Here is a 26,576-nt window from a genome sequence, read left to right as displayed (position 1 = left end):
TGCCTGGAGGGTTCTTATGAAAGCGATCTTGGTAACGGAATTAGGCGGGCCAGAAACGATGAAATATACGGAAGTCGAGATGCCGACCATGTCACCTACACAGGTCCTGATCCGCGTCGAGATGACCAGTGTCAATTTTGCCGATATCAAATCCAGATATGGAAAAAAGGGCGCAGCCAAGCTGCCGTTTATTCCCGGACTCGATGCGACTGGCGTGATCGAACAGGTAGGGGAAGAGGTGCAAAGCCTGAAGGTGGGACAACGAGTCATCGCATTTCCGGCCAACGGATCTTACGCTGAGTATATCGTGGCGGATGAGAGCTTGACCTTTGCCCTGCCAGATCACATCAGCATGGAAACAGCAGCCGCTTGCCCAGTCGTGTCATTTACTTCGTATCAGCTACTGGCGAAGGTTGCACGCATTGCCAAAGGGGAAACCGTACTGATTCACGCTGCGGCAGGCGGAATCGGGACGACGGCGATTCAATTAGCGAAGCTGCTTGGAGCAGGACGTGTCATCGGCACAGTTGGTAATGAAGCAAAGGCGGAACTTGCCTTGTCAGCCGGTGCCGACCATGTGATTTGCAATGATCGTGAAGATTTTGTGGAAAAGGTACGTGAGCTGACAGATGGTGCGGGAGCCGATGTCATTTTGGACTCAATTTCCGGAACGGTGAGCGAGCGTAGTCTCGAGTGTCTCGCATGGTACGGTCGACTCGTCCATTTCGGCAATGCCAGCGGCGAAATCGGTCAGATCAAGACCATCGACCTGCATGCCAGCTGCCGCTCTGTATTAGGCTTCAGCTTTGGTACGACACGTAAGCTGCGTCCAAACTTGTTGCAGGATACAGCGAAGCAAGTCTTGGAGTATTTGGCGAATGGCCAGCTCGACATCAAGATCGGTAAGCATTTTGCATTGGAAGACGCAGCGAGCGCCCATGCGTGGGTCGAGAGCAGGGCGAGCACGGGAAAAGTACTGCTGGATGTGCGTTCGTAATGATGTGGAGCCCTTGCTGACTCACAAGCAGGGGCTTTCTCTTTATCATTTTTGAGAGGTGAATGCTATGCAGATGATTTCAACAAGCGAACTGGACAAAAACGTCATCACTGAATTTTTCATCCACCACTGGGGAAGTCCGCAAATGGTCATCTCCAGTGGCGTCTTCCAATGCGATGCGCTGGACGGCTATGCAGTGAAGGGTGAAGATGGTGCAATCAACGGATTTATTTCCTATGTACTCGAAGATCAGGAATGTGAAATCATTTCCTTGGACAGCGTGATCGAAAACAAAGGAATCGGGACCGCCCTTCTCAATCAAGTAGAACAGACCGCCAAAGAAAAAGGCTGCCACCTCATAAAGCTCGTCACCACCAACGATAACCTGCACGCCATGGGCTTTTACCAAAAAAGAGGCTATCAGCTTCACGAGCTGTACATCAATGCAGTGGACAAGGCCCGCCAAATCAAACCAGAAATCCCCCTTATCGCAGACAACGGCATCCCCATCCGCGATGAAATCCTTTTTATAAAAAAACTTATTTAAAAAAGCAACGAAGAAGTAATAGCTGTCCGAAAAGCGTAGGTACATGTTTGGAAGGAGACCGCCCGAACGAAGTGAGGAAAAAGGCGACTGGAAACATGTGCCTGCGCTTCCCCCCGACCACCGCGGAATGAAAGCCTCCGGCTTATTAAAAAGTTTGCCCCCACACAATTGTTGACATTCGTAACTGTACGAATTATTATTACAGTACTCTTCGCAAGGAGGCCGTCTGTGACGTGAATAGTGAATTTACCATAGCTGTTCACAGCTTGGCTTTGTTGGCTCATATCCCAGAGCATATGGCAAGCAGTGAGCTCATCGCAAAAAATGTATGTACGAATCCTGCCAGAATTCGCAAAATCATGAGCATTCTGCGTAAGAACGGGTTTGTGAAGACCAAAGAGGGAATTGGCGGAGGTTATATACTTGCGTGCGACCCGAATGAGGTCACCTTGGCCGAGATTTATTGCTCGATCTCGAACGGTACGCTTAAGCCGCACTGGTGTTCGGGAGATCCGCAAGAAGCGTGTCAGGTTTCTGCGAATATGCACGGAGTCATGGATCAGATTTTTACAGAAGCAGAGATGTACTTTACGAAGTATTTGGAACAAATCACGATCCAGACCGTATTAGATAAAGTCCGTCAAGGATGTCAGGAGAACTCGCAACAGTAACCATACAAATTTTTAACATGGAAACTGTAATAATTTCCGTTACAATTAGGAGGTGCACGAGAATGAATCGAGATGAGTTATTGGAAGTCGGAGAATGGGTGTTGGGCAAAACCAAATTCGGCGAGTTAGTTCAAGGCTTCGTCGAAACAGATGATTCATTGCGAGGTACCGCGAAAGTTTATGTGGTTCAATGCGACAACGAAGAGACGATCGGCAAGCAGGTGGTGATTCCAAGACAGTGGATGGAACGCATTCCGGTAGGTTCTTTTGATGATGAAGAGCACATGCATGATTTGATCGACCTCGCCCTCGCAACCAAAGATAGAGAGTGGTTTATAGACCTGACTGCCAAGGCAAGCAACATGAAACAGACGTCAGGGAAAGAAGCCCGCCAAACAAGAAGCTCTTCCATTCGCAATCGCTTGGGAACTTCTGCTATTTGGGAGCAATAATTTTTCACTATACAGGAGGAGTACGGAGTATGTCTAACGTGAATCAGAACAGTTGGTTTGAAAAAGGAATGAGCTTTGCTGCGTACAAAGAAAGCATGAACGTCAACAAAGAAGAGCTGTCTCGGGTATACGATCAGCTCACATTTACAGACGAGGATCTGGCGTTCTTTGGTGATCTCTCCCAACACAATTGGAAAGGGATCGTGTTGACCGCAGACTGGTGTGGGGATGCTTCCTTGTGCGTTCCTGTCATTCAGCGAATTGCCGAGGAAAGCAACATCGAATTGCGCTTTCTCATCCGCGACGAAAATCTGGAGTTGATGGATCAATACCTGACCAATGGCACAGCACGTGCGATCCCGATCTTTATCTTCCTCGACCAGGATGGCTACGAGGCAAGAGTTTGGGGCCCGCGCTCTCCAGAAGTGCAGGAAATGATTACGACTGCCCGTGCAGGATTGCTGGCTACAGACGCTCCAGATTTTGAGGAAAAGCAAAAGGAGTTGTACCGCAACTTCAAGCAAAAGATATCTACAGACCCTGCCATTTGGCGCACGGTGATTGAGAGTGTGAAAGCGAAACTGCAAGGCTAAAGAGAAAAATCTATAGGATAGGAATGGATAAATGAATATGAGTAAACAAGAGAATAGTCAGCGACCGATTCTCTTCCTAATGATCAACATGTTTATCGCCATGCTGGGAATTGGCTTGATTATTCCAATTTTGCCCGAATTTCTTAAAGAGTTCGGCGCGGGTGGGGAGACAGCCGGATACTTGGTGGCGGCCTTTGGTGTGACCCAATTTCTGTTTTCTCCGATTGCGGGGGAATGGTCAGATAAGTACGGTCGAAAAATCATGATTGTATCGGGACTCGTCCTGTTTACGATCTCCAATCTGGTCTTTGCCTTAGCTGAACAGACTTGGGTGCTCTACCTTTCTCGTCTGATCGGCGGAATCGGGGCAGCAGCGATGATTCCGTCCATGCTGGCGTATGTAGCAGACATCACGACAGAGGATAAACGTGGAAAAGGACTGGGGATGCTCGGAGCTGCCATGTCGCTCGGATTTGTTATCGGACCTGGTATTGGCGGGTTTTTGGCGGAGCTTGGCTTGCGTATGCCGTTCTACATTTCTGCGGCAGTTGGTGCGGTAGCCACACTTGGTTCCATCTTTTTCTTGTCAGAATCACTTCCGAAGGAAAAGCAGTTCGCGGCACGAAAAGGCAAAGAGAAGCAGGAAAACATCTTCGTACAACTCGGCAAATCGTTTCAATCGTCGTACTTCATCATGCTGGTGCTGATCTTTACGATGACATTTGGCTTGGCGAACTTCGAAGTTATCTTCCCGCTGTTCGTCGATGCGAAGTTCGCTTATACTCCGCGTGATATTTCCATCATTATCACAGTGGGAGCACTTGCTGGTACGATTGTGCAGGGAGCGCTAATCGGCAAGCTCATTACTCGTTTTGGCGAGAAGAAGCTCATTAACGTGACGTTCTTCTTGTCTGCTGTATCGATGGTGCTGATGCTGTTGTCCGGTAACTTCTGGTATATGCTAATTATGACAGTTATCTTCTTTACCCTGACGTCGATTATGCGTCCGGCAATCAACACGCTGATTTCCAAGCGAGCAGGGGATGAACAGGGCTTCGTAGCAGGGATGAACAATGCTTATATGAGTCTGGGGAATATTTTCGGCCCAGCAGTGGCAGGTACGCTGTACGGGGTTCATTTGAACGCACCGTATTTGTTCGGCGCGATTATCCTGATTCTCAGCTTGTTCTTGTCGCAGGTGGAAAGCCGTCGCAGCGTGAAGCGCGTCGTGGCCTAACCCTTGACATTTTTTTGAAACCAGTGTAAAAAGTAAGGTAATAAACAAAACACCAACAAATTCATTGACGAGAAAGAGTAAGCTAATCCCCTTGTTCCCCAGAGAGTTGGCCCTAGCGCTGAAAGCCAACGTTCAAGACTTAGCCGAAAATCCTCTCCGAGAAGGAAAGCTGAAGCATTTGGAGTAAGCTGACCCGGAATCCCACCGTTACAAGGGACGCGTATGATGGTACGTAGTAGAGGTGCCGGAAAATCATGATTACATGAGCTTTTCGGAACAAGGGTGGTATCGCGAGATCAAATCTCGTCCCTTAGGGGGCGGGATTTTTTTGCGTTCTATGAACCTACACTTCTACGCAAACTACAGAAGAAGGAGTGTACATGATGAGGAAAGTAGACGTAAAAGAAAAAGCAAGGACACGAGAGTTACGTGTTCTGGATCAGTGGAGGAAAGACGATACATTCCGCAAGTCGATGGACAATCGGCTAGGTAAGCCTAATTTCGTTTTTTATGAAGGGCCTCCAACCGCTAACGGACAGCCGCATATCGGTCATGTGCTCGGACGGGTCATCAAGGATTTTATCGGACGCTACAAAACGATGTCTGGCTACCGCGTCGTCCGCAAAGCAGGCTGGGATACACACGGTCTTCCGGTAGAGCTCGGGGTGGAGAAGCGACTCGGCATTTCCGGCAAGCAGGAGATCGAAAACTACGGAGTGGCCAAGTTCATCGAGGAGTGCAAAAATAGCGTATTCGAGTACGAAAAACAATGGCGCGAGTTGACGGAAGGGATCGCTTATTGGACAGATATGGAGCATCCATATGTGACGTTGACCAACGACTACATCGAAAGCGTCTGGCACATCCTTTCAGAAATTCATAAAAAAGAACTGCTGTACAAAGGACATCGTGTCAGTCCGTATTGCCCGGATTGCCAGACGACGCTCAGCTCCCATGAAGTGGCGCAAGGCTATGAAGACGTGAAGGACTTGAGTGCGACGGTCAAATTCAAAAGCAAGACAAGCGATGACATCTTTCTCGCGTGGACGACGACACCATGGACACTTCCAGCAAACGTGGCTTTGGCTGTTAACAAAGAGCTCGATTACGTGCGGGTCAAGCACAAGGATGAAGTGTACGTCGTAGCAAAAAATCTTGCGGAGAAAGTGTTCAAGGAAGGCTACGAGGTTTTGTCCACGCACAAAGGTGCAGAATTCGTAGGGACCCAGTATGAGCCGCCTTTTGGCTATCTCAAGGTAAACCATGGGCATATTGTCGTCGATGCGGACTATGTCAGTGATACGAGCGGAACTGGGATCGTGCATACTGCACCAGCGCACGGGGAGGATGATTATCGCACGACCCGTCAGCATGAACTTGATTTCGTGAACGTCGTGAATTTGGCTGGCCGCTATACCGATCAAATCTCGGATTTCGCGGGTCGCTTCGTTAAGGACTGCGACGTCGATATCGTAAAAGACTTGTCGCATCGCGGTCTGCTGTTTTCCAAGGAGCGCTACGAGCATAGCTATCCGTTTTGCTGGCGCTGCAAATCACCGCTGCTCTACTACGCGATGGAGAGCTGGTTCATCAAAACGACAGCGATTAAGGATCAGCTGATCGAAAACAATAGCAAGATCGAGTGGTATCCGGGCCACTTGCGCGAAGGGCGCTTTGGGAAATTCCTCGAAGAGCTTGTAGACTGGAATATCAGCCGCAATCGGTATTGGGGGACGCCGCTCAATCTATGGCTTTGTCAGGATTGTGGCTGCGAATATGCACCAGGCAGTGTAAAAGAGTTGCGTGAGAAATCTGTGGCACCACTCGAAGAGAATCTGGAGCTGCACAAGCCGTTTGTGGATGAGGTGAAGCTTCGCTGCTCCTGCGGCGGTACGATGGAGCGAACTCCTGAGGTCATTGATGTGTGGTTTGACAGTGGTTCGATGCCGTTTGCTCAGTACCATCATCCATTCGGCGACGAAAAGGTATTTCAGGAGCAATACCCTGCCGACATCATTTCGGAAGGAATCGATCAGACGCGGGGCTGGTTCTTCAGCTTGTTGGCAGTTTCTACTCTGTATAACGGAAAAGCGCCTTACAAGGCGGTCATCTCTACCGGCCACGTTTTGGATGAACACGGCCAGAAGATGTCCAAAAGTAAAGGAAACGGAATCGATCCGTGGGAGGTTATCGAAGAATTCGGAGCAGATGCGTTCCGCTGGGCGCTTTTGTCTGACAGTGCGCCGTGGAGCAGCAAGCGGTTCTCCAAGCGGATTGTCGCCGAGGCGAAGTACAAAGTGATCGATACGATCCATAACACGCATGCTTTTTATTCGTTATACGCCTTGATCGATTCGTTCAAACCAGAAGAGCATCTGCCGCAAGCGCCTGTAAACGAATTGGATCGTTGGATACTTTCCCGCTTGAATACCACCGTGCAGCACGTAGTCAAAGGTCTGGAAACCTACGATTTCATGAATCCGGCGGGGCATATCGAAGCATTCGTCGACGAGCTGAGCAACTGGTACATCCGTCGTTCGCGGGATCGTTTCTGGAGTAGCGGGGTGACACCTGACAAAGTGTCTGCTTACCAGACGCTGCGGGAAGTGTTGCTGACGCTGGCGAAGATGATCGCACCATACGCGCCGCTGATCGCTGAAGATATGTATGGCAATCTGGGGGGAGAAGGCAGTGTTCATTTGACTGACTATCCGGTGGTGAACACAGAAGCAATCGACGAAACCCTTGAGCGGGACATGGAAACGGCTCGACACATCGTGGAGCTGGCGCGAAATGTCCGCAACGAAACTGGACTCAAGACCAGACAGCCTCTGTCCGAGCTGATCGTATTGATGGAGCAGCCATTTAATCTCGAGCGTTTTGCTGGTATTATCCAAGACGAGATCAATGTCAAAGACATTCGAGTGGAGCAAAGCGACAGCAGCTTCGTGACGTATCATTTCAAGCTCAACCTGAAGGTAGCTGGGAAAAAATACGGCAAGCTCGTTAGGCCAATCCAAGGGTATTTAAAGGAATTGAACGATGCCGATGCAGAGAACGCAGTGGACAATGGCTACTTGGATGTGGAGGTCGCAGGGGAGAGCGTGCGGCTTACGCTAGATGAGCTGCTCGTGGAAAAGCAAGGGAAGCAAGGCTTTGCTTCTGCATCCGGCTATCAGCTCCACGTCGCCTTGAATACGACACTCACAGAAGAGCTTGAGCAGGAAGGCTTGGTTCGTGAAGTCATCCGTGTCATTCAGGATGCACGCAAAAAGCTGGATTTGCCTATCGATAAACGAGTCCAGCTCACACTGGAAGTGGACGATGAGCTACGAGCCGCATTGGAGCGTTTTGATCATGTTTTGCGTGAAAGTGTACTCGTTTCGGGCGTGTCTTTTGCGAAAATAGCTGACATGGAGATCGTTTCGTTCGGAGATAAAACATTTGGTTTGTACATTGGGTAACGAAGCGGTTAGATAAACAACAGCTAGGGAGCATGGTTGGTACACCGGTTCCCTAACTGTTTTCTTCAGTCATGTAAGATCTCTGGGTCAAACCAAACGTCTTCATAATCGTCCGCAACTAAAATTCTCCAGCCCAAATATACCAACCAGTAGTGTCATGCTCCGGATGGATGCGAAGACCATTAAGAGGTAAAACACCCTCTCTTACATTCCTTAGCTTTCTATAGACACATCTTTTTCCAATGTTAATTCATGAAATGATTTCACACGTAGTTGTAAAAATGGGGTGAACAATAATGTACAAGCCGAAGCTAACAATCCAATGCCACCCGCAAATAAAGCAAACCGTAACCCCATTGCCCCCGCTATCATCCCTCCAATTAACGAACCAAGCGGTAAAGAACCCCACGAGATAAATCGAAATGTAGCATTCACGCGACCTTGCAGGGCATCGGGTACAATTACTTGACGTAAACTGATGGTACTAATGCTAAACATTGAGACACCCATTCCGAAAAGAAGCTGTCCGAGCATCATAATCAACGCAATACTTAATTCTGATCCTACTGCTAATGGAGCAAGCAAACCGCCACTTGCTGCGATCGTAGCGGAACCCACAATTGTTGGACCTACTCCAAAACGACGTACAGCCCTTTGGGCAAGCAGAGAGCCAAATAGGTACCCTACTCCTAGCGTTCCATAAATGATGCCAAGAATGCTCGCACTGATTTTGAGTTCTTGCGATGCATATAGAACATAAATACTAAAAATAACATTCCAGGAAAGGTTAAAGACTGTTGAGCAGCGCACCACTCCCCACAGCAACGGTTTTGTGTAAACCGTATGCAGCCCTTCTTTAATTTCCAGCCACATGTTTTTTTGTTTTTTCGCATCTGTCACGACTGTCTCCAACTTGCGAATCCGGGCTACGTACACAGCGGATATAAAAAAGGATACCGACGTGAACAATATTGCAAAAGGAGCAGTGATTAACTGTTCCAATCCACCTGATAAACCCGGCCCAGCAATTTGTGCAGTAGATTTACTTGTCTCTAGTTTGCTATTCCCATCAACAAGCTGCTCCTTGTTCACAATGGAAGGCAAAAAGGATGTATAGGCAACATCAAAAAAGACAGTACAGATACCCACTATGAAGGCTACCAAATATAGAACTGTCATATTCAGGAATCCAGTTAAGGCTGTCAGCGGCACAATGAGCAGTAATACACCCCTGAAAAAGTTAGCGGCGACAAGAATTGGTCGCCGGGGAAATCTGTCTATCCATACACCAGCGAGCAAACCGAAAATGATAAATGGCGCATACTCGGCAAAGCCAAGCAACCCCATTTGCATGGGACTGGCCCCTAAATAGAGAGCTGCCACTAATGGCATTCCTAATAATGCAACCTGAGTCCCAAACTGTGATGCAGTTTGCCCAATCCAGAGCCTGCGAAAATCTGTGTTAGTTAACAATCCTTCCACCTTGTTACTCATGTTCGTTCCCCCATTTTTCGTCACAACTAATTGCCATTTTTAGTATAGGGGAACTTACGTTTCAAGATCTTGCGTTTTCATTATCGCAAATGTTGAATGATTGATGATTCATTTCGTTATTTCTCCCAAAGCTCGACCAGTCGGCCTTCAGGATATTCAATCCAAATAAACTTTCCAAATTCACTACTCTCTTTTTTCTTTGCAAGAGGTACACCAATTTGCTCAAGATGCTTAATAGTCTCGTCTAGATTATGTACTTGGAAATTTAACATCACTTGTTGTTCTGTTGGAAAATAACTGTCATTCTCGGTAAAGAAAGAAAAGATAGTCTCATTTCCTAATTCGGGTTTTATCACAGTCCCATTCCAATTTTCTATTTCAATCTTCAACACTTCACTGTACCATTTTTTTATGACTTCAAGATTCTTAGTTCTCCAAAATATTCCTCCCAAACCTTTTATCATCGTATCTAACTCCTGTCTGAGATACTCGAGATTTTAATTTTCGTTCCTGTTTCAACTATACTGCCCGTAGCGAAATGCCCTATATACAGTCTAATACTATATTTTCATCGAACAGTTAGCTTTTGCGAGCTCGGATAAATTTTGTTTCTCGATCTCAACTGCTCAATTTTCAAGAGAGGCCACTTTTGGCATTTCACTATCTATGTAGCTTACCTAGTCCGTTTTACATCTGCACACGGGCCATTTGACACTCCAGTAAACCATATACTATAATTTCGTACAGAATGAAAATTCATTCCGCACGAAAGGAGTCATGACCTTGTCTGAAACCAAGCGCGAAATAATCTTGGAAGCAGCGCTCGTTTTGTTTGTAGATCGCGGTTTTGACGGGACGACCGTTCCGATGATCTCCGAAAAAGCAGGAGTCGGTGCTGGTACCATCTATCGTTATTTTGAAAACAAAGAAGCGCTCGTTAATACGTTGTTCCAAGAAAGTGTGGGGGAGTTTCTTGAGACACTCCAAGATGGCTATCCTCGTACAAGTGACGACTTACGTGAGCAATTTCGGCATATTGCGAAGCAGACAATTCGTTACTCCAAAAAGAATTTGAACGCCTTGTTGTTTCTGGATTCCCACACAAATGGTCACTACCTGGACGAAGCCAGCCGAGCTGCATACATGAAGCTGCGCACATTTTTATTCGAGTTCATTGAACAGGGGCAAAAAAAGAAGGTCATTCGTCCGTTGCCAGCGGATGCATTGATTGCAATTGTCGACGGTGCATACATCGCATTGAACAAGTGCATCATGGCTGGCGAAATCGAAGAAACCCCCGAATTGCTTGCAGGCGTAGAGGAAGCTTGTTGGGATGCGATCAGAATTCATTAATTCTGATCCTTCTTTTGAACAAAACGGAATGAATGTTCATTCCGAAAAAAACCTTTCCACAGAAAAAGAAAAGAAACGTATAGGAGTGAGTCGATTATGGGTAAGTCGATCAGAAAAAGTATGGGGCTTCTGGTGCTGGTCTCCCTTGCAGTAATGACGACGGCTTGCACGAACAATCACGATATGACCTCGTCTGCTGGGAGTATAGCCCAAGCTGAGGCCACATTCGTAGAAGCGCATCCGATCCAGCTGAAAAGCTTTCAATCGACTAGTGAACTGTCGGGGACACTTGCGCCCATGGAAGAAACGACGGTTTCGTTTGAAGTAGCCGGTGAAATCAAGTCGTTGCCGTACAAGGAAGGAGACACAGTCAAAAAAGGAGATGTGCTGGCCCGTCTCCATTCTACTGACTACTCCCTCCAGCTCGCATTGGCAAACGCCAATGTGCATGGCGCAAACGCACAGCTTTCAAAGGTGAAAAATGGTGCGCGCGAACAAGAGGTCCAGCAAGCAAAAGTAGCGGTCGAAGCGAAGAAAATCTCACGGGATCAAGCACAGAAAGACTATCAGCGCATGGAACAGCTCTATAAAAACGGGGCGATTTCCGAAACCGAATTTGAAAGTGCCAAGCATGCGTTTGAACTAGCTGAAAAAGATTACGCCCAGGCGCAAGAGACCTATTCATTGGTGAAAGCAGGCGCTCGTACGGAGGATATCAGCGCCACAAGCGCCAGCTACCAGGGAGCCATGGTGACCCGAGATCAGGCAGCAGCTACTTTGGCAAAAACCGAGGTGAAAGCACCTATTCAGGGAACTGTGCTGGCAAAATTGGCTGATGTAGGGCAGTTGGCAAGTCCAGGTGCTCCTGTCTACCGAATCGGCAACATCCATCAGCTGAAAACAATCTTGCCTGTACCTGACAAGGACATCTCATCGTGGAAGGTGGGAGATGAAGTCGAGATTCGCTTGTACGAGGAAAAACGAACAGGAAAGGTAACCAATATATATCCGGCCACGAACGAACAGACGGGCACGATTAGCGTGGAAGTAGTCATCGATAACACCAAGAAAGACTGGTTTGCGGGGCAAGTTGTCACTGCAAAACGAACCCTGTCGCAAAAGAAAGGGATTTTTGTCCCTGCGGAGGCAGTTTTTAGCCGAGGCTCGGAACCCTATGTCTTTTTGCTAACAGATGGAAAAGCAACCAAGACGACTGTCACGATTGGTCAGTATGTGGACAATCATTTTGAAGTTACTTCTGGCTTGCAGGCAGGAAGTATGTTGATTACGAAAGGTGCTGATCGCTTGCTTAACGGGGACTCTGTTACCGTAAAAGGAGGCAATCAGCCATGATTGAGTTTTTCATCCAGAAGCGCAAAATCACCCTCGTTTTCTTTACGATGCTCGTGCTGATCGGTTTGTCCATTACGGTTTCACTGCCGCAACAGGAACAGCCAGACATCATTGTCAGCATGGCGACCATCACCACTGTGTATCCGGGAGCGACTCCGGAGAAGGTGGAGCAGACGGTCACGAAGAAGCTGGAAGAAAAAATCAACGAAGTACATGGCATTAAATCGATTAGCTCCGAGTCCCGTTCGGGCGTCTCGATTATCCATGTGAAAACCGAGAATGACGTTGTACCGAAAAAGGTGTTTGAGGATGTACGGAAAAAAGTGAAAGATGCAGAAGCCGACTTACCGGATGAAGCAGAACAGCCTATCATCAATGATGACTTGAGTCGTACGTTCATCCAAACGTTTCAAATCACAGCCGATTCTTTTGAAGAGGTTCTCCAATTACGCGATACACTGGATCTGTGGAAGGATCAGCTACGAACCGTTCCGGGCGTTTCCGATGTTACGATTCAAGGATTGCCAGAGCAAGAGGTGAAAATCGCTGTCGATGCTAAAAAGCTGCAACAGTACGGCATTTCCTGGGCGCAAGTAATGAATGCTGTGCAAACCAAAAATGAAACAACGCCGCTCGGTGATGTCAACATGGATACGCGGAAATACCAGCTCACATTACCTGTCAGCACCGATGTGGGGACCTTTGAAAAGGTAGTCGTAACACGTACGCAGGAGGGCATGCCCGTCTATTTGAAGGATATTGCCACCATTTCCGACAGTACCAAACGGGTGGAGTACCGGACGTACTATAACGGGAAGCCTGCTGCGACGATTAGCATCAATGCCGAGCTGGGAAGCGACGTTCCAAAGGTACATAAAGCAGTCAATGAGAAGCTCGCGGCGCTGGAAAAGAGTCTACCGTCATGGGCGAACAGAGAACCCGTGTTTGCGCAGGTGGATCAAATTGACAGTGTTTTTACTGAATTGTACGTGGAGATGATCATTGCCATCGTAGCGGTTCTTTTCATTTGTATGCTTGGATTGAATTTGACGACATCCTTGATGGTCGCATTGGCAATTCCAATCTCGCTGGCCGCAGGGATGGTGATCCTGCCGTTCTTTGGCATTACGCTCAATCAGATGACCGTATTCGGGCTCATCATTGTTCTTGGTATTTTGGTTGACGACGCAGTCGTAGTGAATGACAACATTGAGCGAAGGCTATCTGTGTTGGGAGAGGACCCGTATACCGCTGCTGTAGCAGGGACGAAGGAGGTTGCGGTCTCCATCATTACGGCTACCCTGGCTACTATCTCAGCGTTTGGACCGATCATGTTTCTCCCAGGTGATGCAGGCCAGTTTATTTTTCCGGTACCACTCATTATCATCTTTACGATGGGGGCCTCGATGTTCATGTCCCTCACCATTATTCCGATTTACCGGGAATGGAACGAGCGAAGGAACAAGAAGCGGAGCAAAACAGAGACACACTATCGGAAGCCTGCTGGCTTGCTGGGCAAACAAATCGATACACTGACGAATTGGTATGGCGATCGTGTTCTGAAAGTGATGTTAAAAAAGCCGCTGAAAACAGGATTGAGCGGGGTACTGATTGCTACTGCGGCCTATGGACTCGTTATGTTCGTCCCAGTACAGCTCTTCCCGGATGCTGACAGGCCACAGATGGTTGTGAATATAACAACGCCAGTTGGCGGTAATTTACAGGAAACGGATCGGATTGTTCTTGGTGTTTCCGAATGGATTTCGCAGCAGGCGCATATTCAAAAAGTCTCGTCTTTTGTAGGGGGCAACGCACCACAGATGCTGCCCTCTGCGCCGCCAGTTGGAACCGGAGAACATGTCGCACAATTGATCGTCACATTTGACCATAACAAAATGGATGCGCGAAAAGTGCTTGCGCCGTGGTCCGAGCAGTTTAAGATGATGTATCCAGAAGCGAATATCATTCCTTACAGTGCGAAGGATGGTATGTATACGGGAAGTCCGGTAGGAATTCGGGTGTACGGGGATGATTTGCAGGAGCTATACACGATTTCTGAGCAAATCAAGAAGCTTATCATGGAGATCGAGGGAACTTACAACACCAACGACACGCTGGGAAATGAACAGTATTCCCTCCAGTTCCAAGTGAATCAGGGAAAGATGGATAAGGAGCTAATCAATGAAGCGGATTTGACCAGAACATTGCGATTGATCAGCCAAGGCATTCCAATGGGGCAATTTGACAATGGGAAAAACTTGGTCGATATTACGCTGATAGCCGATCAGTCGGGAATGACGACAGAGCAAGTCTTCGCTCAACTCACGGTTCCAAATGCGCGTGGGCAGCTCATTCCAGTTTCACAAATAGCGGAAATGAAGCCAGACTTATCGATTCAGAGTATTCCTCGTTACAATATGTCGCGCAGCGTCACCATCACGAGTGATGTCCGAGATCGGACGGCCGCTGATGTGATGAGCGAAGTGACCGCGAAAATGAAGCAGCTGGAACTGCCGGACGGGTATGCTTGGAATGTGACAGGTGAAACAGAAGAGGAATCGGAAGTATTGCTCGATTTGGGAGTGCTTGCGGTTATTGCGGTCTTCCTTATCTTTTTGCTGATCGTTGTGCAGTTCAACTCCTTGTCTATTCCTGCTTTGGTGATGAGTACGGTATACCTCGCAATCGCGGGCAGCTTGATCGGACTATTCATCACGTCGACACCGATTGGATTCATGACGGTGGCGGGCTTTATCGCATTGGCAGGCATCGTCGTCCGAAACGGGATTGTCTTAATCGAATTCATCGAGGAGGCGAGGCATGAAGGCGTCGCTCTGCACGATGCGGTGATTGGAGCAGGGAAAGCCCGTTTGCGGCCGATTTTACTTACGACCTTCGCCGCAGTAGCAGGTTTATCACCGATGGCGATTAAGGGGAGTGTGTTGTTTCAGCCGCTCGCCATTACAATCATTTCTGGCTTGCTGTTCTCGATGCTGCTCACGCTGATCGTCGTTCCTTCTCTCTATACAGTTGTAGCCATCCAAAAAGAGAAGAAGCGGGTAAAAAAGGAAGCGCAGAATCAGCTGTCAATCTGAGCTATTCAGGAGGAATGTTCAGACAAATGGAGAAAGGGGTAGAGGCACGAAGACGAACATTCACCAGGAAGCGAGGAAATGCAGATGGACCAAGTGAAATGGAACGTTGGGGTTATTGGCGCAGGCGTCATGGGCGAGCGCATGATGAACGCGATCCGTACCCACGAAAAATTTCGAGTAGCCGCAGTGAGTGATGTATCTGCGGAAAGAGCACAGGAAGCCGCGCAAAAGTCCGGCGATGTGCCTTGGTACACAGATTATAAGGAATTATTGAAAAAAGTAGAGCTGGACGTCATCTATTTGGCTGTCCCTCCCAAATTCCATCACGCCATTGCGCTTGATGTACTGGCGCACAAAAAGCATTTGCTCTGCGAAAAGCCGTTGGCCAATTCGTTGACAGAAGCGCAAGAAATGCTGGAAGCAGCAAATGACGCAAGGGTTGTCCATGCGATGAACTTCCCGCTCTACTATCAAGGCGTTTTTCCTGAGCTCTCCCGCAGACTCGAAGAAATCGGAGATATCCGCCGCATCGATATCCTGACGCATTTTCACCAGTGGCCGCGTCCATGGCAGCAAACTCCTTGGCTGGCTGGTCGTGAGCAAGGCGGTTTCATCCGTGAAGTACTACCTCATTTCACTCACCTGACTTACGAGCTCTTCGGAGACCTGCATGTAGTCCGCTCAGAGGTAGATTATCCAGCTGATCCGGCGCTATGCGAGACAGGAGTATCCGCCTTCCTGCGTCTGACAGATGGTACTCCAATTACGATCAATGGCTTAGCCGGTATCGCACATGAGGAGCATTTGGATTATCGCGTGTACGGGTCAAAAGGGACATTGAGTGTCGTGAACTGGAGCAATCTGTTTGTGGGTGGACACGGCGAAACGCTCGTTCCGGCTGAAGTTCCACAGCAAGACCGCCTCTCCCTGCTGTTGGATGAGCTGTCCATTGCGATTAACGGTGGAGATGCCCGACTGGTTACGTTTGAGACAGGCGTGAAAGTACAGCAAGTGCTGGAAGCATTGCTCGGACATGAAAAAGTACACTACATCAAATAGAAATTAGCAGGAAAAGTCCACGAAAAAAAAGAGCAGGTAGGCAGGGGTATCACATCCTGCGCGACTGCTCTTTTTTGTTTGTTAGGGCTTGTATGTCTGTAAAAGCTGCTCAATATGCTTGATGGCAAAATGGACATGCTTGTTATCGTGTGTGAGTCTGCTTGCCATTATGGCCCCTTCAATCGAAGAGAAGATAACCGAAGCGACGGCTTCTGCGTCCATTGCGGAACGAAATTCTCCCTCGGCGATTCCTTCTTCCAGCAAGCCCTGCATGAACGATATGGTCTCTTGGTAAGCGGCGAGGGCATACTCGCGAAGTACAGGGAACGAGTGGTCACTTTCAACGGCTGTGTTGAGAAGCGGGCAGCCACCTTGGAGCGGGGGATTGTTTACCGCATCAGAATATACCTTTGCCATGGCTACGAGTTTTGCAGTGGCCGTGTCCTGTTTTTCCAGTGCAGCTGCAAAATGCGCATGTAACACTTCACCCGCATATTTGAAGGCCTCTATAGCGATTTCATCTTTACTGGCAAAACCCCGGTAGAGTGCGCCTTTGGTAAGCCCCGTTGCATCCATGATGTCTTGCATGGAGGTTCCTGTATAACCGTTTTGATTAAACAGCTCTGCTGACTTCTGGATAATATGCAGCTTTGTTTTTTCGCCTTTGCGCATCGCGATAGTCCTTTCATTCGGCCAACACGGTCTATATTCGTCCAAGTTATTGTAACATTTCTCGCATGTACGAAAGAAGGCAATCATGTAAAATCAAAAAGAGACCGAACCGTTCGGTATCAAAAATCGAACAAAGGGTTGTGTGGCAAGGTGAACCGTATCAAACCGTATTCGATCGTTATTTTCGTCGTTTGTATGGCGATCACGTATGCACTCGTGCAAAACTTTATCATCGATCCAGAAGCGAAAGGCTTCCTCAGTCACAAATCTGATTACAACAAAGAGCGAATGAACACATCGATCTGGCTTACGGTCATGTATGTCCATTTGTTTTTCGCCCTGATTGCCCTTGTCTGTGGAGTGGCTAACTTTTCGGACAAGCTGCTCGCAGAGAACCGCAAGCTACATAAAGTAACAGGCTATGTCTATCTTTTCAGTGTGTTGGTTGTGGTAGTCACATCGGGATATATGGCTCCTTATGTAACGGGCGGAAAAGTAGCGAGTTGGCCCTTCCATTTATTGAACATCATCTGGCCAGCTATCACCATTACGGCGCTCGTCAAAATTAAAAAGCGTCAAGTCATGAAGCATAAGGAATGGATGGTCAGGAGCTTCGTCTTCTTGTTCACCAACATGCTGATTCATCTGGTGAAGCTGATTGTAGAGAAGGTGGTAGGTTTGCCGTATGAGCTCAGCTACACAATCGCTGTCTATGTCGCCATGATTGGGCTTGTCTTGATGGCGGAGATGATCATTCGTACGAAACTGCGCGCACCGAAAAAAGCATGAGAGAGACTCAGCGTTTCCTAAAAAGCTTCGCATCAACCAGTTTCATTGGTTCAGATGTGAAGCTTTTTTAGGAGGTAAGCCCATGGTCCTTTCCTACTGCTGCAAAGCCTTGCTCTGCATCAAAAAATCAATAAACGTACGCATAATCCCGTGAACAGGTGTATCCTTGAGGTAAATCAGCTCGAAGTTCCGGTTGATTTGCGGCAGATTCAGGACGTCTACTTCCTGCAACTCGCCTTCGCTTAAATCTTTGGAGATGGCAAAGCGAGGCAAAAAGGCGATGCCCAGCCGTTGTTTGACCATCCGCTTCACGACCTCGATGTTGTCAGCCTCCATGACGACATTGTTTTGTAGCTGAAAATGGCTGAACGCATTGTTGATCAGCTTCCAGTCGAGCGAACCCCGATTGAACAAGATCAATCGTTCACGTGCGACTTCTTCAATGGAAACCTGATGGCGGAATCCAAACGGATGATCGGGATAAATCGCCAAGACCATGTCATCCGGCATCAGCTGAATCCGGTTAATCTGTGGATGGGTAACGGCACGAGCAATTCCGAATGACACCTCGTGGTTCAGAACCATATCGAGCACCTGATGGGAATGCCCGGTAAGGATCGTCAGTTTGATTTTGGGGTACAACTGCTGGAATTGCTGGACGAGGTCAGGCAAAATGTAAAAGGCGGAGACAAAAACGGTGGAGATGGTCAATTCTCCCTCTACATCGCCTTGCGATCGCTGAATCGCTTGCTGTCCCTCTTGCAGCATATGCATGATGTTTTTCGCATAAGGAAGGAACAGATCGCCTTCTTTTGTAAGAGAAATCGTATGACCCGTACGCTGAAACAGCTTGCAGCCCATAGTCGTCTCGAGTGCTTTGATCCGCATGCTGACCGTGGGCTGTGACAAATAGAGCAAATCAGCTGTTTTGCTGAAGCTCCCGGTCAGGGCGACAAAGATGAATGCTTCAATTTGCTCCATATTCATGAGTAGTGGCTCCATTGTGTGAATTTTTAAACTTTCAGCAAAAAGGCGGTCGCTCCTCCTCGAACAAGCCTCGATAATGTTTTCTTAAGTGACTTATAGCAATAATTTATTGGATTCGCTCTCCAAAATACATTACCTTAACATTAACAGAATAGGTAGTGTTCTCAAAGGAAATTAGCACAAGGGATGGATACAAATGGCCAAAATGCCGATTATCGATTTGCACTGTGATGCACTGCTGAAAATTTGGGAGAAAAATGGGGCTTTGTCCTTTGCGGATGCGGACGAGCTGGACGTCAACAGAAAACGGCTACACGATGGCGGGGTAAAGCTACAGTGCTATGCCATCTGGACATCCCCTGAATTGTCCACGGAGCAACGTTTTCAAAAAGCTTTGGATCAAATTCATTACTTTTATACAGAAGTTCTCGGTAAACATCCAGAAATGAAACAAATCCGTGAATGGAGCGATCTCGACCATTTGCAAGAGGGAGAGATCGGGGCGTTGCTGACATTGGAGGGTGTTGAGCCAATCGGCAATGATTTGAAGAAGCTGCACATATTGTATCAGCTAGGGGTTCGCTCTGTGGGCCTCACCTGGAACTTCGCGAATCTCGCTGCGGATGGTGCGCTGGAACCGAGGAATGCCGGATTGACGACCTTTGGCAAGGAAATCATTCAGTTCCACAATGAGCATAAAATGTTGACGGACGTCTCGCATCTAGGGGAGGGCAGCTTCTGGGATACGATTGAACTCGCCACATACCCGATCGCGAGTCATTCAAATGCACGAGCGATTTGCGACCATCCACGCAATCTGACGGATGAACAGGCAAAAGCGTTATTTGCCAAAGGCGCGAATGTACATGTCGTTTACTGCACCCAGTTTATCAATGAAACGACACCAACCACGATAGATGATCTGATCAAGCACATCGATCATTTTTGTTCACTCGGTGGCGTGCGACATATTGGGCTCGGCTCTGACTTCGACGGCATTACCGCGAAGGTCGTGGGCCTGGAGCATGCGGGGCAGAGCCAAAACCTGATCAACGAGCTACTCAAGCATTATAAGGAAGAAGAAGTGCGCGGGTTTGCCTATGAGAACTTTCTGCGCAATCGTCCCGTGTAAGCGTTCGGCATAGCCTTACGAAAGGAATGGAATGCATGACGAAAAAAATTCGGCAGCTCGGTGCGACAATCGGGAGACTGCCGGTCGGTGAGAAAAATGACATAACGGATGTAGCCGGAGTCCGAGTAGGACATGTAACGATTCAGCATGAGCTGGACAACGAGGATTATGCATGCACCGGTGTGACAGCCATTTTGCCACATGGCGGTAGCTTGTTTCGTGAAAAGGTAACCGCAGCCAGCTATGTGATCAATGGCTTTGGCAAAACGACGGGACTCGTGCAAGTAAATGAGCTGGGTGTATTGGAATCGCCGATCATGCTCACCAATACGTTTTCCGTTCCAGCGGTTACACAAGGGACTCTGCAATACATGCTGGATACGAACGAAGAGATCGGGGACACGACCGGGACGATCAATATTGTTGTGGGCGAATGCAACGATGGTCATCTCAATTCCATTCGCCGCTGTGTCGTGCGCCCGGAGGATGCGAGAGTAGCGATTCAGAACGCAACGGACCAGGCCTTAGAAGAAGGCGCTGTCGGGGCAGGGACGGGGATGATTGCTTTTGGCTATAAAGGTGGGATCGGTTCGTCTTCTCGTATCGTAGTGGCTGAGGAGCAATCGTATACATTGGGGGCTTTGGTACTCAGTAACTTTGGCAACAAGAATGATTTCTTGGGAGCGAATCAGTTCACAAGCTGCAAAAACAATGAAAACGCAGTAGAGAAGTCCGAGGATGGCTCCATCATCATCGTACTGGCGACAGATGCTCCATTGAGTGATCGCCAACTGCTCCGGGTAGCGAAGCGCGCAGGAATCGGCTTGGGACGCACGGGGAGCCATTTTGGGCATGGGAGCGGCGACATCGTCATCGCTTTTTCCACTGCGCAAACGATTCCACACCAGACAACAGCCGTTACAGAAACACGCGTGCAACTACGTGAGGATCACCCGATCATGAACGAACTGTTTGCTGCTGCGGCAGAAGCGACAGAGGAAGCCATCTACCATTCTCTTGCGCAAGCAGTCACGACTATGGGAAGAAAAGGACGCATCGTTCATGCGTATCCGAGTCCGGACATAGGAGAGTAGTAACATAACCCTACAATTGTTGACATACCTTGAGTGTAAAGAGGTGCATTGGTGTGAAACAGGAGGTAGGGTTATGTACATTGAAGTCGAAAAGGGTGTCACGGTTTTTGTTGAAGACCTCAATCCTGGCCCGAATAGCAAAACGATTTTTTTCGTTCACGGCTGGCCGCTCAACCATAACATGTTTTCCTACCAATTCAACGTACTGCCCCAGCAGGGGTTCCGCTGTGTTGCCATGGACATACGCGGCAACGGCCAATCAGACAAACCGTGGAACGGCTATACGTATGATCGCTTAGCAGATGACATCTATGTCGTTTTGGAAGCACTGAAGATACGGGATGCCGTCTTGCTAGGTTTTTCGGTGGGTGGAGCCATTTCGATTCGGTATATGTCTCGTTATGAGGGGCGTCATATTTCCAAATTAGCGTTAGTGGATGCGGTTTCTCCTTCCTTTGTGAAAATGCCGGGTTCTCCATACGGCGTCCCGAAGGAGCAAGCAGATGGGCTGATCAGTCAGATGTACGCCAATTTGCCTGAGTTATTAAATACGGTTTCTTTGCAGTTTTTCAATCGAAATTTAGGGACGGCTACACTCCAGTGGTTTGTCAAAATGGGGCTGGACTCCGCTTCCTATGCGCTCATCAAAATCATGCAAGCTGCAGCGAGAGAGAATGTAATCAATGACTTGGGTCAAATCCGTGTGCCAACCGGAATCTTTCATGGGATTCACGATCAATTGATTCCATTCAAAAGCGCCGAGCTCACCCAGCAGCAAATCAAAGGGTCGAAGCTGTTTCCGTTTGAAAACAGTGGGCACGGCATGCCGATTTGTCAGGCGGATGATTTTAATAAGAAGCTGGTGGAGTTTATTAACTCTTGAATGTGTGGGGTTAGAAGGCCAATATTTCTGCCTTGGTGCAGGGTATTGGCTATTTTTTATCGAATTTACCAAAAATATGGTTTTCAATACACATGAAAAAACAACGATTAAGGATGGGGAAATTGAAGAAGAAACTGTGGATTTTTGTACTACTTATAGCAATATTTATGGGGGGGTTTTATTTCTTTGTGAAAGGTAATCCGCCATTGGATGTTGGTACCCTTGCTTCAAGCAATGATCATAAATCTGTTGTTGTGGGAATTGGTAATAAGGGTTTTGGTGAAGTGAAAATATTGGGTGTTTCAGTTAACAACGATGAAAAACCATCAAAAACAAAAGTACAAGTTAGTAATGCTTTACAAGGATTCATCGTAACTGACGATTATGATAATAAGGAATCAATACCCTATGGATTTCAGAATATAGGGGATATAGGGATGAAAGCTGGCACATCTACGAAAAACGATGAAATTTATGGACTGAGTGTTAGTCATCATGAAGCAATAAACAGAGTGAACATAAAGTACAGCTATCTTGGGATTACATTTGATGAAATGGTGTTCTTTAAAGCGGAGGTAAATCGATGAGCCAAATGAAAGTTGTATCTGTCGAAGTTCCCTGGATGATCAGTCCCTCACATGATTTTGCGAGTTTTTCTGGTTATGAGGATCGAGAAGTAAGCGTGGAAGTGATGTGTGGATATAATAAAAAGCGCTACGACGAGGTTATGACTAAGCTACACGAGCAATACGGGATGACATTCTAGACGACGAATACAATAAAGCAGGTAATGCTATGATCAAAATTACATTCAAGGCGATCGGTCTTTTTACGAAATACGGTAAAATGGACGGTTACGAACGATATGATTTCAGCATGCTTGATCCGTACTATGACGGAAGCTTATCTATCAGTGATGAATGGAACGAAACGGATGTTTGCCCAAACCCTGGATTCTATGAGGTTGTGGAATCTAACGTGAAAGAAGCATTTGGTTTTACATCCCCCAGAGTCAAGCATAGGGTATTATGCGCGCATGACTCATGTATCGATGTGTTAGCCTATTCATTTGAATGGGAAGAGATCGAATGGGGGAAAGCAATGTAAGGGTATCTCTCCGCTAGAAATAATGAGAAAAAATCAAAAGGCATTGCCCGTTCTTGCAAACAAGAGGGCAATGCCTTTGTTTTTCGTCCTGAAATTGAACAATTTGTTCAACATGAGCTAAACAATTTGTTCAAATCGTTTAAAGACAATCGAACAATGTACGCGTAGAAAAAGTACGGATAAAGTGCGGAATTCGTTCATTTTCAGTTGAAAAATATGATTGGCATGAAAATTGCTGATTGAATAATCCTCGGAGAAGAGAAACTATATTTTACTCTCGACGCACAACACTCGATTGGATTTTTCTTCATTTCCTACAGCAAGTTGTCATATTCATGTGTCTTTACGAAATTATAAATGAATCTGGTAGGGTAATCCTCGAAAAATGATCGAGTGGTGCGAAGAAATCACCGGAGGGATATTTTATGCAAATGAAAGCTGCTGTTACTCACGCAAAAGGTGAAGAATTTCGTATTGAAACGATTCAACTCGATGAACCTAAGAGCGGAGAAGTTCTGATTCGCGTCGTAGCTTCTGGAATTTGCCACACAGATATGATTGCGCGCGATCAAGAATATCCAGTTCCACTTCCAGCCGTTCTGGGCCATGAAGGTGCGGGTGTAGTTGAAAAGGTAGGCGAGGGTGTTACTTATGTACAGCCTGGCGATCATGTGGTGCTCGGTTTTGCCCATTGCGGAAAATGCCATTATTGCTTGAGCGGACGTCCGTATGTATGTGAAAGATTTTTCGAGCTGAACTTCCTTGGAAACATGGAAGATGGGACAAAAAGACACCACTGCGAAGAGAAAGGGTTGTCCAACTTTTTCGGTCAGTCCTCTTTCGGAACGTACACGATTGTAAACGAGCGCAATCTGGTGAAAGTAGATAAAGATGTAGATTTGGCTCTTTTGGGACCGCTTGGCTGCGGTATTCAAACAGGTAGTGGTACGGTCATAAACAAGCTGAAGCCAGAGGCAGGATCAAGCATTGCCGTATTTGGTGCAGGAGCGGTTGGGCTTAGCGCGATCATGGCTGCGAATGCAATCGGCTGCGGTACGATCATTGCGGTCGATGTGCATGATAACCGTCTTGAGCTGGCGAAAGAACTGGGTGCGACCCATGTCATTAATGCGCGAAACGTTGATCCGGTGGAAGAGATCAAGAAGATTACGAATGGCGGCGTAAACTATGCAGCAGAAACTGCTGGTCGACCAGGCGTATTGCGTCAAGCTGTCGATGCCCTCACTTTTTGCGGAGTCGTAGCGCAAATCGGGGCACCGCCACTCGGAACTGATGAGAAAATCGATACGAATGACTTGCTCTTGCTCAACAAAACCATTACTGGCGTAGTAGAAGGAGCTTGCGTACCGCGCATTTTCATTCCACAGTTGATCAATTTGTACAAACAAGGGAAATTCCCGATGGACAAGCTGGTGAAATTCTATCGTTTCGATGATATCAACCAAGCGGTGGCCGATTCTCATAGCGGTAAAACAATCAAAGCAATCATCAAGATGGACTAAGCTAGGAGGACACTTCATATGAGCAACATTTTCAGCGAATACACAAAACAATACATGGATGGAGTATGGCGAGAAGGAAAGAGTCAGAATAGCTATACCAACCGCAACCCATACGATCAATCCGAGCTGGTGAGCATCAAGCTGGCTACGGTTGAGGATGTCGAGCAGGCGTATCAATCTGCAAAAGCAGCACAAAAAGAGTGGGCAAAAACAAATGCATACGTTCGCTCTGGCATCATTCACAAAATCGCAGAAGTGGTAGAAAAAAATCGTGAGCTACTCGTGAGTATTTTAGTATCCGAGACAGGCAGCACATTTGCAAAAGCGAATGCGGAAGTTGATTTTGTGGTCGGCGATATCAAGGAATACGCGTCCTTGCCATTACGGATGAATGGTGAAATCCTTCCTTCCTTCATTCCGGGCAAAGAAAACCGTGTCTACCATCTGCCAGTTGGGGTCGTAGGTGTAATCAGCCCGTTTAACTTCCCGCTGTACTTGTCCATCCGCGCCATCATCCCTGCTTTGGCTACTGGTAACGGCGTTGTGGTCAAGCCGGATCTGCAAACGTACATCTCCGGTGGATTGGTCATCGCGAAGCTGCTCGAAGAAGTAGGACTGCCCAAAGGCTTGTTTAACGTAGTCGTTGCAGATATTGCGGAAATCGGCGATGCCATGATCGAAAATCCGATTCCAAAAGTGATTTCCTTCACTGGCTCTTCCGCTGCTGGTCGTCGAATCGGCGAAATCTGCGGCAGAAACTTGAAGAAAGCTTCCCTCGAATTAGGCGGAAACAACGTGATGATCGTCCTGGAAGATGCGGATGTCGAGCAAGCAGCAAGTGCGGCTGTCTTCGGGAAGTTCCTCCACCAAGGACAAGTTTGCATGGCGTTGAACCGCATTATCGTCCATCGCAAAATCTATGATCAATTTATTGACGCCTTTGCGAAAAAGACTTCCATGATCCAAGCTGGAAATCCACAAGATCCGAACACATTTGTGGGTCCACTTATTAACGAAAGACAAGTGGAAAAAATCCAAGGCTTGATCGATCAAGCAATCGCGGAAGGTGCGCGTGTCGTTAAACGAGGTGAAGTTCATGGTACATTGATGGAGCCTGTCATTCTTGCAGATGTCACCAATGATATGGCTACTGCGAAAAATGAAGTGTTCGGTCCTGTCGCTAACATTATATCGGTAGATAGTGAAGAGGAAGCAATCCGCATTGCAAACGAAACTGATTTTGGCTTGAGCGGATCTTTGTTTACACGCGATTTGGAGCATGGCGTAGAAGTCGCTCTGCAAATCGAAACGGGTATGATGCATATCAACGATCAAAGCATCAACACCGAGCCGAACGTACCATTTGGCGGAGAAAAATCATCCGGCTTGGGACGCCATGGCAGCGACTGGTCTCTACATGAGTTTACATCTCCACGCTGGGTATCCGTTCAGAAGGAAACTCGTCCGTTTCCGTTTTAATAGATAGGAGCCAAATCCCTTCCGTTCAAAAAACCGAAGGGATTTGTTTTTTGTTTGAGGTGCTGTAGTGTGGGGAAGAAGCGCATTTCCAGTCTACGCTTCGGCCTACGCCCCGTATGGGGGATTGACTGTCCGCTCCGGAATAAATGGCGGGAGCGCTTCAAACGTAGAAGCTTCGAGGAAGAGTTCCATAAGTGAAGCTTAAATTCCCCGCCATTTATTCCTACGCTGGGTTGGGCTCCAGAGGCGCTTGGACTGGAAATGCGCTTCTTCTACGCAGCTTCTGTCAAATTCCTCGGTAGTTCATTCATGAGGGAATGCAATAATCTTTTAAGCGAGTACAACCACTCAGGCTGGTAAGAGAAAAAAGAAGAAATAAGCGAAAGTCTTTGGGCCACCTCTGAGACGCTTCTTAGATGCGCGACTTTGGACGCGGGTTTCTTTTTTTCCATGGAGCTGGGCAGAACTGCCTCACGGCAGGTAGCCCAAGAACTTGAGTGTTTTCTTCTTTTTTCTCTTCACCCCAAAAGTAACGTGGGAAGTCACCGATTGGTAACAGCTGTAGAATGCCATACGGTATAGAGGTATACTAAAA

25 protein-coding genes and 1 other annotated feature are annotated in these 26,576 nt (G+C 47.5%); of the genes, 20 read left to right on the top strand and 5 right to left on the bottom strand.

Going from position 1 to position 26,576, the window contains the following annotated elements:
• The first annotated feature begins 16 nt into the window (after nucleotides 1-16).
• The 7 genes from POF51_RS29410 to ileS all read left to right on the top strand — a co-directional run bounded on the left by POF51_RS29410 (nucleotide 17) and on the right by ileS (nucleotide 7,961).
• Nucleotides 17-997, top strand: a complete 981-nt coding sequence (locus tag POF51_RS29410; RefSeq protein WP_069845735.1) for a quinone oxidoreductase family protein — start codon at nucleotides 17-19, stop codon at nucleotides 995-997.
• A gap of 67 nt (nucleotides 998-1,064) precedes the next feature.
• Nucleotides 1,065-1,544: a GNAT family N-acetyltransferase gene (locus tag POF51_RS29405; RefSeq protein ID WP_069845733.1), complete on the top strand. Its 480-nt coding sequence runs from the start codon at nucleotides 1,065-1,067 to the stop codon at nucleotides 1,542-1,544.
• Nucleotides 1,545-1,777: 233 nt separating this feature from the next.
• Nucleotides 1,778-2,215 (top strand): RrF2 family transcriptional regulator, encoded by a 438-nt coding sequence (locus POF51_RS29400; RefSeq protein WP_069845731.1) that lies wholly within the window; start codon nucleotides 1,778-1,780, stop codon nucleotides 2,213-2,215.
• Nucleotides 2,216-2,277: 62 nt separating this feature from the next.
• Nucleotides 2,278-2,667: an IDEAL domain-containing protein gene (locus tag POF51_RS29395; RefSeq protein WP_069845729.1), complete on the top strand. Its 390-nt coding sequence runs from the start codon at nucleotides 2,278-2,280 to the stop codon at nucleotides 2,665-2,667.
• Nucleotides 2,668-2,696: 29 nt separating this feature from the next.
• Nucleotides 2,697-3,260 (top strand): thioredoxin family protein, encoded by a 564-nt coding sequence (locus POF51_RS29390; protein ID WP_069845727.1) that lies wholly within the window; start codon nucleotides 2,697-2,699, stop codon nucleotides 3,258-3,260.
• Between the two features lie 31 nt (nucleotides 3,261-3,291).
• Entirely contained in the window at nucleotides 3,292-4,497 is a 1,206-nt protein-coding gene (locus POF51_RS29385) for an MFS transporter (protein ID WP_083261592.1), read from the top strand.
• 55 nt (nucleotides 4,498-4,552) lie between these two features.
• Nucleotides 4,553-4,811, top strand: a binding site (T-box leader).
• A gap of 69 nt (nucleotides 4,812-4,880) precedes the next feature.
• Entirely contained in the window at nucleotides 4,881-7,961 is a 3,081-nt protein-coding gene (gene ileS, locus POF51_RS29380; RefSeq protein ID WP_271756576.1) for an isoleucine--tRNA ligase, read from the top strand.
• Between the two features lie 118 nt (nucleotides 7,962-8,079).
• On the opposite strand, the gene POF51_RS32245 is transcribed toward ileS, so the two are convergent.
• The 3 genes from POF51_RS32245 to POF51_RS29370 all read right to left on the bottom strand — a co-directional run bounded on the left by POF51_RS32245 (nucleotide 8,080) and on the right by POF51_RS29370 (nucleotide 9,919).
• On the bottom strand, nucleotides 8,080-8,205 hold the full coding sequence (locus POF51_RS32245; RefSeq protein ID WP_442869623.1) for an immunity protein Imm33 domain-containing protein: 126 nt from the start codon (nucleotides 8,203-8,205) through the stop codon (nucleotides 8,080-8,082).
• Nucleotides 8,175-9,455, bottom strand: a complete 1,281-nt coding sequence (locus POF51_RS29375; protein ID WP_271756574.1) for an MFS transporter — start codon at nucleotides 9,453-9,455, stop codon at nucleotides 8,175-8,177. The genes POF51_RS32245 and POF51_RS29375 overlap by 31 nt, the downstream gene beginning before the upstream one ends.
• A 116-nt stretch (nucleotides 9,456-9,571) precedes the next feature.
• On the bottom strand, nucleotides 9,572-9,919 hold the full coding sequence (locus POF51_RS29370; RefSeq protein ID WP_271756573.1) for a VOC family protein: 348 nt from the start codon (nucleotides 9,917-9,919) through the stop codon (nucleotides 9,572-9,574).
• Between the two features lie 313 nt (nucleotides 9,920-10,232).
• Between POF51_RS29370 and POF51_RS29365 the strand changes: the two genes are divergently transcribed.
• The 4 genes from POF51_RS29365 (at nucleotide 10,233) to POF51_RS29350 (ending at nucleotide 16,315) form a co-directional block, all read left to right on the top strand.
• Nucleotides 10,233-10,808, top strand: a complete 576-nt coding sequence (locus tag POF51_RS29365; protein WP_069845721.1) for a TetR/AcrR family transcriptional regulator — start codon at nucleotides 10,233-10,235, stop codon at nucleotides 10,806-10,808.
• A 96-nt stretch (nucleotides 10,809-10,904) separates the two neighbouring features.
• Entirely contained in the window at nucleotides 10,905-12,161 is a 1,257-nt protein-coding gene (locus POF51_RS29360) for an efflux RND transporter periplasmic adaptor subunit (protein ID WP_069845719.1), read from the top strand.
• Nucleotides 12,158-15,256: an efflux RND transporter permease subunit gene (locus POF51_RS29355; RefSeq protein ID WP_069845717.1), complete on the top strand. Its 3,099-nt coding sequence runs from the start codon at nucleotides 12,158-12,160 to the stop codon at nucleotides 15,254-15,256. The genes POF51_RS29360 and POF51_RS29355 overlap by 4 nt, the downstream gene beginning before the upstream one ends.
• A gap of 84 nt (nucleotides 15,257-15,340) precedes the next feature.
• A complete protein-coding gene (locus POF51_RS29350) occupies nucleotides 15,341-16,315 on the top strand; it encodes a Gfo/Idh/MocA family protein (RefSeq protein ID WP_069846569.1) in 975 nt (324 codons plus the stop codon).
• A gap of 81 nt (nucleotides 16,316-16,396) precedes the next feature.
• Here the strand turns inward: POF51_RS29350 and POF51_RS29345 are convergent, their stop codons facing one another.
• Complete coding sequence (locus tag POF51_RS29345; protein WP_069845715.1) at nucleotides 16,397-16,987, bottom strand: TetR/AcrR family transcriptional regulator; 591 nt, start codon at nucleotides 16,985-16,987, stop codon at nucleotides 16,397-16,399.
• Nucleotides 16,988-17,137: 150 nt separating this feature from the next.
• Here POF51_RS29345 and POF51_RS29340 point away from each other — a divergent pair, with 150 nt between their 5' ends.
• Complete coding sequence (locus POF51_RS29340) at nucleotides 17,138-17,776, top strand: DUF2306 domain-containing protein (RefSeq protein ID WP_069845713.1); 639 nt, start codon at nucleotides 17,138-17,140, stop codon at nucleotides 17,774-17,776.
• Nucleotides 17,777-17,869: 93 nt separating this feature from the next.
• Here the strand turns inward: POF51_RS29340 and POF51_RS29335 are convergent, their stop codons facing one another.
• Nucleotides 17,870-18,763 (bottom strand): LysR family transcriptional regulator, encoded by an 894-nt coding sequence (locus POF51_RS29335; RefSeq protein ID WP_007716122.1) that lies wholly within the window; start codon nucleotides 18,761-18,763, stop codon nucleotides 17,870-17,872.
• A 196-nt stretch (nucleotides 18,764-18,959) separates the two neighbouring features.
• Between POF51_RS29335 and POF51_RS29330 the strand changes: the two genes are divergently transcribed.
• The 8 genes from POF51_RS29330 to POF51_RS29295 all read left to right on the top strand — a co-directional run bounded on the left by POF51_RS29330 (nucleotide 18,960) and on the right by POF51_RS29295 (nucleotide 25,981).
• Entirely contained in the window at nucleotides 18,960-19,895 is a 936-nt protein-coding gene (locus POF51_RS29330) for a dipeptidase (protein ID WP_069845711.1), read from the top strand.
• Between the two features lie 35 nt (nucleotides 19,896-19,930).
• Nucleotides 19,931-20,989: a DmpA family aminopeptidase gene (locus POF51_RS29325; RefSeq protein WP_069845709.1), complete on the top strand. Its 1,059-nt coding sequence runs from the start codon at nucleotides 19,931-19,933 to the stop codon at nucleotides 20,987-20,989.
• 73 nt (nucleotides 20,990-21,062) lie between these two features.
• On the top strand, nucleotides 21,063-21,872 hold the full coding sequence (locus POF51_RS29320; protein WP_017250958.1) for an alpha/beta fold hydrolase: 810 nt from the start codon (nucleotides 21,063-21,065) through the stop codon (nucleotides 21,870-21,872).
• A 113-nt stretch (nucleotides 21,873-21,985) separates the two neighbouring features.
• Nucleotides 21,986-22,459, top strand: coding sequence for a hypothetical protein (locus tag POF51_RS29315; protein WP_170831580.1), 474 nt, complete (start codon nucleotides 21,986-21,988; stop codon nucleotides 22,457-22,459).
• Nucleotides 22,456-22,638 (top strand): hypothetical protein, encoded by a 183-nt coding sequence (locus tag POF51_RS29310; protein ID WP_244521704.1) that lies wholly within the window; start codon nucleotides 22,456-22,458, stop codon nucleotides 22,636-22,638. The genes POF51_RS29315 and POF51_RS29310 overlap by 4 nt, the downstream gene beginning before the upstream one ends.
• A 29-nt stretch (nucleotides 22,639-22,667) precedes the next feature.
• Nucleotides 22,668-22,979: a hypothetical protein gene (locus POF51_RS29305; RefSeq protein ID WP_244521703.1), complete on the top strand. Its 312-nt coding sequence runs from the start codon at nucleotides 22,668-22,670 to the stop codon at nucleotides 22,977-22,979.
• 425 nt (nucleotides 22,980-23,404) lie between these two features.
• Complete coding sequence (locus tag POF51_RS29300) at nucleotides 23,405-24,502, top strand: NAD(P)-dependent alcohol dehydrogenase (RefSeq protein ID WP_069845707.1); 1,098 nt, start codon at nucleotides 23,405-23,407, stop codon at nucleotides 24,500-24,502.
• 18 nt (nucleotides 24,503-24,520) lie between these two features.
• Nucleotides 24,521-25,981 (top strand): aldehyde dehydrogenase family protein, encoded by a 1,461-nt coding sequence (locus tag POF51_RS29295; protein WP_069845705.1) that lies wholly within the window; start codon nucleotides 24,521-24,523, stop codon nucleotides 25,979-25,981.
• The last annotated feature ends 595 nt before the right edge of the window (nucleotides 25,982-26,576 follow it).

Source organism: Brevibacillus sp. AG, assembly GCF_028369215.1.
GTDB lineage: Bacteria > Bacillota > Bacilli > Brevibacillales > Brevibacillaceae > Brevibacillus > Brevibacillus porteri.
The sequence above is the reverse complement of the archived record's forward strand: the minus strand, read 5'-3'. Positions and strand labels throughout refer to the sequence as shown.

Coding starts and splice junctions, on each gene's coding strand:
- POF51_RS29345 (WP_069845715.1), bottom strand. CDS start 16,987: ATGCGCAAAGGCGAAAAAACAAAGCTGCATATTATCCAGAAGTCAGCA.
- POF51_RS29365 (WP_069845721.1), top strand. CDS start 10,233: ATGACCTTGTCTGAAACCAAGCGCGAAATAATCTTGGAAGCAGCGCTC.
- POF51_RS29385 (WP_083261592.1), top strand. CDS start 3,292: ATGAATATGAGTAAACAAGAGAATAGTCAGCGACCGATTCTCTTCCTA.
- POF51_RS29320 (WP_017250958.1), top strand. CDS start 21,063: ATGTACATTGAAGTCGAAAAGGGTGTCACGGTTTTTGTTGAAGACCTC.
- POF51_RS29395 (WP_069845729.1), top strand. CDS start 2,278: ATGAATCGAGATGAGTTATTGGAAGTCGGAGAATGGGTGTTGGGCAAA.
- ileS (WP_271756576.1), top strand. CDS start 4,881: ATGAGGAAAGTAGACGTAAAAGAAAAAGCAAGGACACGAGAGTTACGT.
- POF51_RS29390 (WP_069845727.1), top strand. CDS start 2,697: ATGTCTAACGTGAATCAGAACAGTTGGTTTGAAAAAGGAATGAGCTTT.
- POF51_RS29410 (WP_069845735.1), top strand. CDS start 17: ATGAAAGCGATCTTGGTAACGGAATTAGGCGGGCCAGAAACGATGAAA.
- POF51_RS29405 (WP_069845733.1), top strand. CDS start 1,065: ATGCAGATGATTTCAACAAGCGAACTGGACAAAAACGTCATCACTGAA.
- POF51_RS29315 (WP_170831580.1), top strand. CDS start 21,986: ATGGGGAAATTGAAGAAGAAACTGTGGATTTTTGTACTACTTATAGCA.
- POF51_RS29295 (WP_069845705.1), top strand. CDS start 24,521: ATGAGCAACATTTTCAGCGAATACACAAAACAATACATGGATGGAGTA.
- POF51_RS29305 (WP_244521703.1), top strand. CDS start 22,668: ATGATCAAAATTACATTCAAGGCGATCGGTCTTTTTACGAAATACGGT.
- POF51_RS29360 (WP_069845719.1), top strand. CDS start 10,905: ATGGGTAAGTCGATCAGAAAAAGTATGGGGCTTCTGGTGCTGGTCTCC.
- POF51_RS29375 (WP_271756574.1), bottom strand. CDS start 9,455: ATGAGTAACAAGGTGGAAGGATTGTTAACTAACACAGATTTTCGCAGG.
- POF51_RS29325 (WP_069845709.1), top strand. CDS start 19,931: ATGACGAAAAAAATTCGGCAGCTCGGTGCGACAATCGGGAGACTGCCG.
- POF51_RS29310 (WP_244521704.1), top strand. CDS start 22,456: ATGAGCCAAATGAAAGTTGTATCTGTCGAAGTTCCCTGGATGATCAGT.
- POF51_RS29350 (WP_069846569.1), top strand. CDS start 15,341: ATGGACCAAGTGAAATGGAACGTTGGGGTTATTGGCGCAGGCGTCATG.
- POF51_RS29335 (WP_007716122.1), bottom strand. CDS start 18,763: ATGAATATGGAGCAAATTGAAGCATTCATCTTTGTCGCCCTGACCGGG.
- POF51_RS29355 (WP_069845717.1), top strand. CDS start 12,158: ATGATTGAGTTTTTCATCCAGAAGCGCAAAATCACCCTCGTTTTCTTT.
- POF51_RS29300 (WP_069845707.1), top strand. CDS start 23,405: ATGCAAATGAAAGCTGCTGTTACTCACGCAAAAGGTGAAGAATTTCGT.
- POF51_RS29370 (WP_271756573.1), bottom strand. CDS start 9,919: ATGATAAAAGGTTTGGGAGGAATATTTTGGAGAACTAAGAATCTTGAA.
- POF51_RS29330 (WP_069845711.1), top strand. CDS start 18,960: ATGGCCAAAATGCCGATTATCGATTTGCACTGTGATGCACTGCTGAAA.